Origin of the sequence: Marinobacter sp. (assembly GCF_052091845.1) — a bacterium.
Lineage (GTDB): Bacteria > Pseudomonadota > Gammaproteobacteria > Pseudomonadales > Oleiphilaceae > Marinobacter.
Genome location: NZ_JBQDCO010000069.1, coordinates 1 through 13,042, shown reverse-complemented (window position 1 = coordinate 13,042; position 13,042 = coordinate 1). Strand labels below are relative to the sequence as shown.

The 13,042-nt window shown below is 54.3% G+C and carries 6 protein-coding genes and 1 pseudogene; all 7 read left to right on the top strand.

Going from position 1 to position 13,042, the window contains the following annotated elements; translation table 11 throughout:
* A pseudogene (locus tag ACTHYN_RS15430) lies at nucleotides 1–1,563 on the top strand (SAM-dependent DNA methyltransferase); the annotation flags it as partial.
* On the top strand, nucleotides 1,563–4,805 hold the full coding sequence (locus ACTHYN_RS15425; RefSeq protein ID WP_427029402.1) for a hypothetical protein: 3,243 nt from the start codon (nucleotides 1,563–1,565) through the stop codon (nucleotides 4,803–4,805). The pseudogene ACTHYN_RS15430 and the gene ACTHYN_RS15425, both read left to right, overlap by 1 nt.
* A gap of 31 nt (nucleotides 4,806–4,836) precedes the next feature.
* Entirely contained in the window at nucleotides 4,837–7,179 is a 2,343-nt protein-coding gene (gene pglZ, locus ACTHYN_RS15420) for a BREX-1 system phosphatase PglZ type B (RefSeq protein WP_427029401.1), read from the top strand.
* Nucleotides 7,179–9,221 (top strand): protease Lon-related BREX system protein BrxL, encoded by a 2,043-nt coding sequence (gene brxL, locus ACTHYN_RS15415; protein WP_291822940.1) that lies wholly within the window; start codon nucleotides 7,179–7,181, stop codon nucleotides 9,219–9,221. Before pglZ ends, brxL begins: the two co-directional genes overlap by 1 nt.
* A gap of 25 nt (nucleotides 9,222–9,246) precedes the next feature.
* Entirely contained in the window at nucleotides 9,247–10,002 is a 756-nt protein-coding gene (locus ACTHYN_RS15410) for a hypothetical protein (protein ID WP_427029400.1), read from the top strand.
* 78 nt (nucleotides 10,003–10,080) lie between these two features.
* Complete coding sequence (locus ACTHYN_RS15405) at nucleotides 10,081–11,340, top strand: PD-(D/E)XK nuclease family protein (RefSeq protein ID WP_441813303.1); 1,260 nt, start codon at nucleotides 10,081–10,083, stop codon at nucleotides 11,338–11,340.
* 26 nt (nucleotides 11,341–11,366) lie between these two features.
* A complete protein-coding gene (locus ACTHYN_RS15400; protein ID WP_441813302.1) occupies nucleotides 11,367–12,809 on the top strand; it encodes an IS1380 family transposase in 1,443 nt (480 codons plus the stop codon).
* Nucleotides 12,810–13,042 lie beyond the last annotated feature (233 nt).

Below are 13,042 nucleotides of genomic sequence, written 5' to 3'. Positions count from 1 at the left end.
AAGTCTAACTCTCTAAAGAGTTCGGAAGCATTGGTATTACAGCAGAGAGATCAACTATCGAATCCTGACTGTAGAATTCAACCTAATTCATACGGAGATGAAAAATTACTCCTAGATTATTGCGAGTGCCCTCAAGGTATCAAGACTGGTGATGATGAAAAGTGGATTAAGAAATTTTGGGAACGTCCAGCTTTAGGTTCGTGGAATTTTTGTCAATCTTCCAGCAATGGTAGTCAAGAGTTTGGAGGGCTGGATAAAATTATTGACTGGTCAACACATGGTATAGGCATGACCCGACCACGTCTCGATAGCATCGCTGTTGGAAAGTGGGCTGTGGGACTATCTCAAACAGGGCAAAAGCGGCCTGTCCGTTTCATTGGTGCGAGGTTTGACAGTAATCTTGCCCCGGTGCTACCCAAAGACTCTTCCCACTTATTGCCGATTTGGGCATTTTGTAGGTCGGAGGAATTCAACCAAAGACTTGCGGAGAACAGCAGAGGCCTATTTACAACAAATACGGCATTGTTACAGGTGCCGTTCGACGTTGAACGCTGGACACAGGTTGCCAGTGAAAAATATCCCAATGGCCTAGCCAAGCCCTACACTGATGACCTGACCCAGTGGATCTTCCACGGCCACCCCTGCAGTTCAGTCGTCTGGGACGAAGATCAAAAGTGGACAGCCGAAGGTCCGCTGCGCACCGACGACACAGTCCTACAAGTCGCCGTTGCCCGCTTGCTCGGCTACCGTTGGCCCGCAGAACTGGATACCGAGATGGAACTGGCCGAAGAGCAGCGTGAATGGGTGAATCGCTGCGAGGCGTTGCTGCCCTTCGCCGATGAAGACGGTATTGTCTGTGTTCCCCCGGTCCGAGGTGAGGCCTCAGCCGCCGACCGTCTGTTGAACCTATTGGCCGCTGCTTATGGCGATGCCTGGTCCACCGATGTTCTGGCAGAACTTCTCAAGAGCGCCAGCCATGCGGGCAAGACCCTGGAAACCTGGTTACGGGACAAGTTCTTCACCCAGCACTGCAAACTCTTCCAGAACCGCCCCTTCATCTGGCACATCTGGGACGGCCTGCCCGACGGCTTCTCGGCTTTGGTCAACTACCACCAGCTCGACCGCAAGAACCTCGAAACCCTGATCTACACCTACCTGGGTGACTGGATCGGCCGCCAGAAGCAAGACAAAAACAACGGCATCGACGGTGCCGAAGAACGCCTCGCCGCTGCCGAAACCCTGAAGAAAAAGCTGGAGCAGATCCTGGAAGGTGAAGACCCCTACGACATCTTCGTGCGTTGGAAGCCCATCGAACAACAGCCGATTGGCTGGGAACCAGACCTCAACGACGGCGTGCGCCTAAACATCCGCCCCTTCATGACCGTCGCGGATGTCAAAAAGAAAGGCGCCGGCATCCTGCGCGACAAACCCAACATCAAATGGACCAAAGACCGTGGCAAGGATGTGGAGTCTGCACCCTGGTACCACCTCTTTAAGGGTGAGCGTATCAACGACCACCACCTGACGCTTGCTGAAAAAAGAGCCGCACGGGAGAAAGTCTAATGAGCGGCGATGATAGACAACGCGCTCTGGACGGCCTTCAGATAACAACGATGGGGGCCGAAACCACCCAGGCTATAGAGACCTTATCCCTGTCTCCCGCTTTGGTAGATCCAGGGCTTATACCTATCCTGGAGAACCGCTTTACCGAAGCGCAGCGTTGTCTCTCCCATTCCCCTATGGCCACCATTATGTTGTGCGGCTCCTTACTGGAAGGCTTGCTACTTGGCTTGGCGAACAAAAAGCCTGCGGACTTCAACCGGTCCCCGCAAAGCCCGAAAGATGAAAACGGCAAGCCAAAACCGTTTAAAGACTGGAGTCTCGCACAGCTTATAGATGTTGCTCACAACATTGGAATCCTTCGGCTCGATGTAAAGAATTTCGGGCAACATCTGAGAAATTTCCGTAACTACATCCATCCCTACCAGCAGATGAAAGAGGGCTTTGATCCGGACAGGTACACCGCTGAGATGAGCCTTACTGCTGTTAAGGCGGCAATCTATAACCTAGCCAGTAACGTGAGGCCTGAGAAAGATGAACTTTCAGATGACTGGAAGAATCATCCAGATGCGACCCTGTTAGCACTGGTAAGTCTGGTTGGATCATGGAATGAAAAGAAGCAAGCTGATAAGGAGGCTCTATCTCGTATTCTCGATATGAGATACGAAGATTGGATTAAGGGGGCTCGTGAAATATTACACCTGCCAAATAGCCCCTTATCGTTGAAAGATGGCGTGTGGGTTGTAACCCATCGGAAAGAGTTATTTAAGCTTCTGGGCTCGAGAATTCTTGATTCAAACCTGGAGGTATTTAAATCGTTGGCCATTACTGTTTTGAAAGAACAGGATCCCGCTTTTGAGCTGCCACCAGAAGAGCGTTATGCAGCTAGCATTCACGGGAAAGCACCAAGCTATTCCCCCGCAATGCGCAGCGGGCTTGCAGAAGGGTTGGCCATTCTGGGTTGTTATGCGGAAGCTTGCAGCAACTGCACCCTTGGAAATGCCGACATAACAGCCGTTTTGGCGATTCGGGATATCTTTGACGGAGCGGATTGGGCGTTATGGGGAAGCCTTAACGATCTGCTTCCTACCTTGTCCGAAGCGGCGCCCAAGGAATTTCTAGATGCCATAGAAACAGCTTTACGGTCATCCCCTTGCCCATTCGATGAGCTCTTCGCTCAGGAAGGCGTTGGCATCACCGGCAGCAACCATATGACAGGGCTGCTCTGGGCGTTGGAAGGTATAGCTTGGGATGAGCAGTATCTTGTTCGAGTATGTGATCTGCTCGCTGAACTAGCCAGCCATGATCCAGGTGGCCAATGGGCAAACCGCCCAGCCAACTCCTTGACCGACATTTTGCTTCCCTGGATGCCGCATACACTTGCAAGCATTGAAAAGCGCAAGGTAGCGGTACAAACCGTTATCAAAGAATGGCCAGACATTGGCTGGAGCCTTTTATTAAGCCTGCTCCCCAACCAACACCAGATGACTTCTGGCACCCATAAGCCGCAGTGGAGAGAGATTATCCCGGATGACTGGGAAAAAGGGGTTACAAAGCATGAATATTGGTTACAGGCATCGTCATACGCAGAGCTAGCGGTCAGTGCAGCCGGACTGGATGTTGCCAAGCTTTCTGAGTTAATTGACCACTCTGACAATCTGACTCGGCCAGCATTCGATCAGATGATTGAAACTCTGTCTTCCGATCAGATTCGGTCGCTTCCTGAAGATCAACGACAAATCCTATGGCGTCGACTTTCCAAGTTCACCAAGAAACACCGGCGATTCCCAGAGGCAGAGTGGTCGCTACCTGACGAGCTGTTAAAGCCGCTCGAGGCAGTTATGGATAAGCTGGCCCCGACTGATCCCTTACTCTTATACCAGGAGCTTTTTTCAGGTCGAGACTTTGACCTCTACGAGGAGTCTGGAGACTGGGAGGAGCAGCGTAGAAAGCTTGATGAGCGGCGAGCATCAGCCATCAGTGAGATTATTGCAAAAGATGGTATAGGCGGTGCAATTCGTTTTGCCGAGACCGTCTCATCACCTCGTGATGTTGGCACCGCATTGGCTGACCTATCTGTGCCGGATATTGAAAAAACGCTGCTACCGAACTTTTTGGATTCTGAGAACGAAAAGCACCTGGACCTGGTGGGCGCGTTTATATGGCGCCGCCGTCATGATGAGGGCTGGGATTGGTGCGACAGGGTAAATAGAGCGGGATGGAGTCCCAAACAAACGGGACAGTTTCTCGCTTGCTTGCCTTTCAGTCGAGAAACTTGGGAGCGAGCAGCGCAGTGGCTTGAAGAGCATCAGGAGCATTATTGGGCTCGGGCAAGTGCTTTCCCCTATGACGCCAAAGAAGATCTCGAATTTGCCATTGAAAAGCTACTCGAATACGGGCGGCCCCACGCAGCCATAACCTGTCTGGAAAGAATGCTGCACTCGAAGAGGGCGATTGATCCGCAGCAATGCGTGCGCGCTCTTCTTGGGGCGCTAAAATCCAGCGAGCCAAACCACGCCATGGATAGTTATCACATGGTTCAACTGATAAAGCACTTACAGTCGGATAGTGCCGTTAGTGATGACGACCTTTTCAGAGTCGAATGGGCCTATTTGCCATTACTTAATCAACTCGATGGGAACAAACCTGTTTACTTACAGCGAAAATTGGCTAATGAGCCTAATTTTTTCTGTGAAGTGATTCAACTAATTTATCTTTCGGACAAGCAGGGAGACAAGGCCGGAGAGCCTTCTGAAGAGCAAAGGGCTATAGCCACCAACGCCCACCGATTGCTCCGTGAGTGGACAAGACCGCCTGGACTCAAAGATGACGGAACGTTTGATTCTGAACACTTCAAAGGATGGCTTCAAAGGGTTAGAGAAGTTTGTACGGAGTCAGGCCACTTGAATGCGGCACTGCTCAACATTGGCAAGACATTGATTTATTCGCCACCCGATGTGGATGGTTTATGGATAAATAGAGCCGTGGCTGATGCGCTGAATAATCGTTACTCGGAAGAGATGCGCGATGGCTTCAGAACCGCTTTATACAATTCTCGCGGTGTTCACACGGTTGATCCATCAGGCAAACCGGAAAGGAATTTAGCTGAGAAATATGAGAAGAGGGCCGAGGAAGCTGAGAATGCGGGTTTTCATAGGTTAGCCGTGACCCTGCGGGGTTTGTCAGAAGGCTATATCAAGGAAGCAGAGCGGGTTAGGTCAGATTTTGGAAAGGACGAAAATTAATGATCAGCATTGATATTTTGAGGGCTGGGGAGTGAAGGTAATTGATGCGCTATTGAAGGCTGTTCGTGACGCCGCGACTTTCAATCCGGACACCCAGGTAGCCCCCGCCTGCATTCTGTGGCCAGACCGCGACCACCAATGGGAAGCTGTTATTCCGGTGCTCCAAGCTGAACTGCCAGAGCTGATGGTGCTGGGTGATTACGCCCCGGAGAAACGTACCGGCCCGGCAATCTGGCTTCGATACGCCATTGCCGGGTTCGCGGAAGATATTGAGTTACCGGTAGGCAAGGCACCGATTCTGTACCTGCCCGGTGTCAGCCGCCAGGACTTGCGGGCGGTGGAGAGCTGCCCGGATGAGTTGAAGCCTCTGGCAGAGCTGCAGTACCGGGGCGTGATCTGGTCTCAGGTGAATGCCAAGGACTGGACCATTCTGGCCTATCTGAAGTCCGACCAGGGCGGTTTGGGCCTGGATGTTGCTCAGGACAGCGAAAGCCGCCACGCAATGCAGTTAGCGCTGTACCGTTTGCTGGATGAGGAAGTTGAGCTGCTCAAAGGCAAACGGCTGGATAAAGACTACTTCAATACCCTGTTGACCGGTGGTGACCCCACCCGGGACCTGTTGTTGTGGCTGGACCAGGGCGAGGCATTTCAGGCTGCCCGGGGCGAGAACGAATGGCAGGCCTTTGTTTCGGTGTGCCAGTCCCAACTGGCGTTCAATCCGCAGCAGGACGGTATTCTGGCCGGCTGTAACAAACTGGCCAATCACGAAGGCCCCTGGCAGGCGGTGTGGGAGCGGTTTTGCGAAGCGCCTAATCGTTATCCACACATTCCGGACCAGATCCGCAAGTGCCTGCCGCCATCTTTCGATCTGTTCGCGGATGAATCCGTGGCCGGTGGCTGGCCGCAGTGGAACCAAAGCCAGGAAGAACATCTACGCCGGGATCTGCTGGCACTGAGCAATATGCCCGCTCACAAGGCCATAGCGCAGCTTAAAGATCTGGAACAAGCCCACGGTGGCCGCCGCTCACTGGTATGGGCTGAGTTGGGCGAGGCATCCCTGGCGCTGGCATTGAAGCACCTGGCGACCATGGCAGAACACGCGAAAACGGCTCTTGCGGCCGGCACGGTTACCGATCTTGCCAATGGCTATGCCAGCACTGGCTGGAAGGTGGATGACAGCGTGATGCGAGCGCTGGCTGAAGTAACCAGCAACGATGACCTGAACGCAGTAACCACAGCCATCCGGTCTGTTTATTTGCCCTGGATGGAAGATTCGGCCCGCTATCTGCAACAGCATGTGGACGGGGCCAGTTATCCCGGCGGTTCTTATGAGAATGCTCCGACATTCCCGGCTGAGCAGGGCGACTGCGTGCTGTTTGTGGATGGTTTGCGTTTTGATACCGGTAAACGCCTGGTTGAGCACCTGGAAGCCGCAGGCCTGGAGATTTCTGAAACTCCTGTGTGGACGGCGCTGCCCAGTGTTACGGCAACGGGCAAGGTGGCTGTGTCTCCGGTACGGGACAAGATCAAAGGTGACGACGCGAGCGCTGATTTCGAACCCGCTGTGGCCGAGACAGGCCAGTCTCTGAAGGGTGGCTATCACCACAAGAAGCTGTTGAAAGAGGCAGGCTGGCGTGTTCTGGACCGCACGGACAATGGTGATGGCCAGGGCTTTGCCTGGTGCGAGTTCGGCGATATCGACCATGAAGGCCACGACCGGGGCTGGAAGCTGGCCAAACACCTGGACAACCTGCTGCAGGAGGTTCAGACCCGGATTACCGAATTACTGGCTGCCGGCTGGAAGCGGGTTCGGGTGGTGACCGACCATGGTTGGCTGTTGTTGCCCGGAGGCTTGCCCAAAACCCAGTTGCCAAGCGTACTTGCGGACAGCAAATGGGGCCGCTGCGCTGCGCTCAAGCCCGGTGCAGACACCCAGGAGCGGGTGTTTCCCTGGTATTGGAACCCGAGCCATTATTTCGCATTGGCCGATGGTGTCAGCTGTTACAAGAACGGTGAGGAGTACGCCCACGGCGGCTTGAGCCTGCAGGAGTGCCTGACCTTGCAGTTGGTTGTAATGGGTGGAGCGGGCACTCAGGCAGCAATTGAGTTCACCGATCTGGTTTGGAAGGGGCTTCGCTGCACGGTAGCTGTGGAAGGTCAGTACAAAGGCCTGACTCTGGATATCCGTACCCGTGCCGGGGAAGCATCCAGCAGTGTCGTGCTGGGCACCAAGCCGTTGAAGGAAGACGGCAGAGCATCGGTAGTGGTGGAAGACGAAGACATGGAAGGCCAGAACGCCGTGGTGGTGTTGCTGGACGATAACGGGGCTCTGGTAGCCCAGACCGACACAAGGATTGGTGGGGGAGATGTGTGATGGTATTGGATGAGATTGATAACAAAGCGGTAGCCGCACTGGATGGCTACCTGGTGCGTAAAGACCTGGTGCGAACCTTCAGCCGCCAGTTTCCGGTGCCTACCTACGTGGTGGAGTTTCTTCTGGGGCGCTACTGCGCAAGCACCGACCAGGAAGAAATTGATGAAGGGCTGGAGATTGTTCAGCGGCAGCTCAAATCCCGCACGGTAAAGGCGGGTGAAGAGGAGTTGTTCAAGGCCCGGGCCAGGGAGAACGGTGAGGTCAAAATCATTGATCTGATTACCGCTCGCCTGGATGCAAAGACCGATAGTTACATTGCAACACTGCCCAGCCTTCGCCTGACGGATGTTCGTATCTCATCAGAGTTGGTGAATGAGCATGAGCGAATGCTTACCGGTGGCTTCTACGCCGAGATCACCCTGAACTACGATGCCGCTATTGCCCAGGAAAACAAAGGCCGGCCATTTGGAGTGGAGTCTTTGCGGGAGATTCAACTCTCCAAGCGGGATGTGCTGGATAGCCTGGCCGAGGCTCGGAAAGCCTTTACCACGGATGAATGGAAAGCCTTCCTGCTGCGTTCTACCGGTATCGAGATTGAAGGCCTGTCTGAGCGGCAGGTCGATGCCATGTTGTTGCGCATGGTGCCGTTTGTTGAGCGCAACTATAACCTGGTGGAGCTTGGTCCCCGAGGAACCGGCAAGAGTCACCTGTTCCAGCAGGTGTCTCCCTACGCTCATCTGATTTCAGGTGGTAAAGCGACCGTCGCCAAGATGTTTGTGAATAACTCGAACGGTCAGCGTGGTTTGGTCTGTCAGTACGATGTTGTCTGCTTCGATGAAGTCTCCGGTATCTCTTTCGACCAGAAAGACGGCGTGAACATCATGAAGGGCTATATGGAGTCCGGGGAGTTCAGTCGTGGCAAGGAGAACATCCGTGCGGACGGCAGTATTGTGCTGGTGGGCAACTTCGATGTGGATGTGGAGCACCAGCAGCGTATAGGGCACTTGTTTGGCCCTATGCCGCCGGAGATGAAGGACGATACCGCCTTCATGGACCGTATTCATGCTTTCTTGCCAGGTTGGGATGTGCCCAAAGTCAGCAAGGAGCTGCTGACCAATCATTTTGGTCTGGTGAGTGACTTCCTTTCCGAGTGCTGGAGCCAGCTTCGTAACCAGAGCCGGCTGAGTGTGATTCAAAACCGTGTGTTCTTCGGTGGTGCTTTGTCCGGACGGGACACCAATGCGGTGAACAAGACCATCAGTGGCTTGCTGAAACTGCTGTACCCGGGTGAGGCCCAGATTCCGGACGAAGACATTGAGTGGGCGGTACGCATCGCTATGGAAGCCCGCCGTCGGGTGAAAGAGCAGCAGAAACGTATTGGCGCGGCAGAGTTCCGGAATACCCATTTCAGCTATGTGATGGGCGAGGACGGCGTGGAAAAGTTCGTTTCTACTCCGGAACTGCACAGTGAAAACAGCATTGGTGACGACCCGCTGGAACCTGGCCAGGTCTGGTCTATCTCCCCGGGCACCGGAGAAGAACACCCCGGCCTTTACCGTATCGAGGTGAACGAAGGCCCGGGTTCCGGCGTGAAGGTACTGAATAAACCGGTGCCACCGGCCTTCAAGGAAAGCATTGGCTACGCCGAGCAGAACCTGTACGCCCGATCGGCCCAACTGGTCGGCGACAAAGATCCTCGCCAACACGAATTCACCGTGCAGCTGCGAGCCTTCGACGCTTCCAAATCCGGCGCCAAGCTCGGTATGGCCTCATTGATTGCCCTCAGCACCGCTTTGCTGAAGAAAAGCGTTCGAGGCGGCTTGATTATTGTGGGTGAGATCAACCTGGGCGGTTCTGTAGAGCCTGTGCATAACCCGGTGACCGTTGCCGAGATCGCGGTAGAGAAGGGCGCAACGGCCTTGCTGATGCCCGTTGCCTGCCGTAGGCAGTTGTTTGATTTGTCGGACGAGATGGCAACCAAGATTGATATTCAGTTTTACTCTGATGCCCGGGATGCGTTGATTAAGGCGATGGTGGAGTAGGAGTGATTTTCAGGGAGGGATTTCTGTGACAAAGAATGTGGTTGAAGTGGATTTTGGCGGTCTTGAACGACTAAAAGCAGCGGCAGCCTCCGCTGGCGAATCCGAGATGGATAAGCTGGTCAAAACCGTTATTGCTGAGCTGCGCAGCGTGGCTCCATACGATGTCTTTGAAGATGTTTTTGCTCGCCATGTTTGGGATGAATTTTGTTGGTGTCAGCAAGAAGGTCCGTTCATGGACAATATGGAGTCCGTCATCCGAAGTAAAATTACTGGTGTGCTGGACAAGTTAGACGACCGCACCCTGGTTTGCCTGACCGCCTGCAGCCGGGATGAGCTTGGTGAAATAGATCAGGATGGTGAGCTGGGAGTTGGGGCTATCTGTATTGACGACATTAATCTTGCTGCCTACCAGCGGATCCAGGAGGCGGCTCAGGGACCTGACATAAGCATAATTGGTCCTCACCGAGCTGATGAACTGGGATTTCACCTGGTCACTGACGGGGTTGTCTTTTCTGAGCTCTCAGAATCGGAGCTCTCCGCTGTACTGGCAGAACACTTTGAGGACATCATTGATCCTGCCGGCGACCTTTCAGGGGTGGCTAACGCTCTGGCTGAAGGTTTTCTGGAACAGATCGAGGCTGAATCCGAATCATTTGGCCTATCGGCCCTTCTGGATCGGTTTAAATCGGATGTCAAAACCGTACTTGCTGAGAAAGATGTCCTTCCAGATCTGAAGGGTACTCAGGCAGCGCTTCTGGCGGCTCTTGATTCGCCTGTTTGAGTACGCAGTTCGCTACACTCCACCGTTGTTAAAGCTGCGCTGCTCCAGATCAGGTGGAAACGGAACAAGGCAAATAAGATGGATTCGACATGGGAAGAACTCTTTGCTGCACTGGACGCACTTGAGGACGAACAAGCCCAACAAAAACAACGGGGATTGAACGACTTCAATCTGCTCAGCTCGGTTCTGTCGGTAAATGATGAAGTCCGCCTTCATACCCGGTTTATCTATTCACTGCTGAACCCCAAAGGGAAGCATTACCAGGGATCACGGTTTCTCAAACTGTTCCTGGAAGTTATTGGACGCCAGGATTGGTTGGATCTGACATCTGTAACCGTGCTGAAAGAACATTGCCCGGATGGCCAAGAGGATCAGATTGATCTCTGGATAACCGATGGCAAACGCCAGATCGTCATCGAAAATAAGCTCAATGCGCAAGATCAGCGCAGGCAGGTGGCGCGCTACCTCAAGGCCGTTGGTGCCACGGATTCAGCACAGGCAGACGACACCCTGTTTATCTACCTGACTAAAAATCGGCAGGCTCCCTCTGCGTTCGGTTTGGGTGGGTTGACCGTTTGCCACCGGACATCGCGTTTGCTCAACACCAGCGGCCTGCCAATTGCTCACTATCAAAATCTCAGTTATCGAAAGAATATCGGACAAGACAGTATTCATACGTGGCTTGAGTCATGTGCCAACGAAGTTGATCGACAATCTCATATCGCTTGGGCGTTGCGGGATTACCAGGCAGTGGTAGAGCGGGCAACAAAGGAGTACGTGAGTAAAGTGAAAACGCTAAAAGATGTTCTCGAAGAGGGCATTGCCGACGGCAAGCGACACCATGAGCAGGCAATCCAACTGGCCAGCGAGTTACCGGCCATCCACGCAAGCTGGCTTGAACAGGCGATGACAACCAATCTGGAAGAACTGTTCGAACCGTTTGTCAGTAATGGTGATATGACCAGGATCGGAGTGGAAAATGCCGAGTTGCTGAACCCTTTCGTCCATAACATCTTCAAGGATGATGCTTCCAGCCTCCTGTACGCGCGCAGGTTCAATTTTTTCCGACCGGGTAAGGGGACGCGAAACAGGGGCGCTTTTTATCGACTGGAGACAGGCACATGGGCCAAAAAGGTGGTTCTTATGTTGTTTTACGGCTCCAAGATGCTCCATGTGGGCTGCCTGCTGACGGAGCAGGCTGATCCTTCTATTTACGAGTCGATAACAGATTTGAAGCTTTTAGAGTCAAAGGCACTACTGGCAAAGAATATATTTCCCCTAGTTGTGACATATGCTGAGCCCCTTGAGTATAAGGGCATTATCCCGGCTTATTCATGAGGCAGGCCTGAAAACGAAGATAGCGGATGGTATTCTCTATAAAAATCAGTGCATTCCGCCAAGAATCTGATTCAAGAGGACCATCCGCTATGGGTGAAAGCATATCTCCCTGGATTCCGACCTGCAACGGATCTATACGCGTTGAGCTCGACGGCCAACGCACCACCAGCGACAGCGGCGCTTTGCTGCTGCGTGAAGCCCTCGACAACAGCGGCGTGATCGACGCGCTGGAGGATAACTTGGTCGATAGACGCAACCCACTACGTATCCGTCACTCCCTGGCCAGTCAGCTGCGAACGCTGGTGCTGCAGCGCGCGATGGGCTGGATCGACCTCAGCGATACCGACACGCTGCGCCGTGACCCGCTCTGGCAACTGGCCTGCAGCGATGCGCGCGGCATGACGCCATTGGCTCAAGATCGGCCCTCTCAAGCCACATTATCGCGGCTGCTGGCATGTCTCGGGCGTAGCGACAACATCGATGCCGTACACGAAGGCCTGCTGCGACTGGTGGTCTGGCGTCTGACCTCGCTGGAGAAGGGCAAACGCCCTCATCAGCTGACACTGGACATCGATGGTCTGCCGATTGAGGCTCACGGTCACCAGGGCGGCTCGGCCTTTCATGGTCATTACGGTGCCCGCATCTACTCGCCGCTGGTCGCATCGTTGGCGGAGACCGGCGACATGGTGGGCGGCTTGCTGCGGGAGGGCAATGCCGGCCCAGCCGAGGATGCCGACACCTGGATCCCTCATCTAGTACGGCGACTCAACGAGAGCACCGGTGCCCAGGTGCGAGTGCGCATCGACGCTGGCTTCACTGACAATGCGACATTGGAGGCCTTGGAAGAGCGCGACATCGAGTACCTGGGTCGGCTGCGTAGCCATACAGGTCTGCAGAAGCTGGCAGCGCCCTATCTCAAGCGACCGAGTGGCCGACCACCTGAGCAGCCTCGTGAATGGTGCCATGACCTGGCGTACCAAGCCGGCACCTGGCCGACGCCAAGGCGCGTGGTACTGGTGGTCCAAGAACGTCCCGATGACCTACTGCTGCATGCCTTCTTCCTGGTCACCAATCTCAGCCAGTTCGACTGGCCGCCGGAGAAGGTTCTGGCGCTCTACCGTAAGCGCGGCAGTGCCGAGGCGCACATGGGCGAGGTGAAATCAGCACTCGACGTGCATCTCTCCTCGACCGACCGCGGCGCTTCCACCGTTCAAGAGGTGATGGCCCGCAACGAAGTGAGTCTGCTACTGAGTCTCTACGCCTACCAGGTCTTGCATGGACTGCGCTGCCTCCTGGAGCGGCAAACCCACCAAGGCTGGAGCCTGAGCCGGATGCGCGAGCAAGTGCTCAAGATCGCGTCCACTATCTCGCTACACGCCCGGCGCATCACTGTTCACCTTGGCGATGCCGCTGACAAATGGTGGCCCACCTTGCTTAAGGGGCTACCGAAGCTGACCGCACTGAGCTGATACACGGTTGATATCACAACCGATCCAAGCGCAAGGCGGCCATCACGATGGCTGGCGATCACGGCTGCCCTGATGGCCGGAATCGATTACTGAAGGTTATATAGCAACAAAGAAACCGTACTATTTGGGTATATATCGGCAGGTACTCACACCGCAAATACGGCTGCTGGGAGTCGGTGCCAGCAACCTGGGGCTTCGCGACGCTCAATCAGCATACTCATGAATAAGGCGGG

Bases quoted from the DNA above. Each gene is read 5' to 3' on its own strand.
- ACTHYN_RS15425 (WP_427029402.1), top strand. From the start codon at position 1,563: ATGAGCGGCGATGATAGACAACGCGCTCTGGACGGCCTTCAGATAACA.
- ACTHYN_RS15405 (WP_441813303.1), top strand. From the start codon at position 10,081: ATGGATTCGACATGGGAAGAACTCTTTGCTGCACTGGACGCACTTGAG.
- brxL (WP_291822940.1), top strand. From the start codon at position 7,179: ATGGTATTGGATGAGATTGATAACAAAGCGGTAGCCGCACTGGATGGC.
- ACTHYN_RS15400 (WP_441813302.1), top strand. From the start codon at position 11,367: ATGGTATTCTCTATAAAAATCAGTGCATTCCGCCAAGAATCTGATTCA.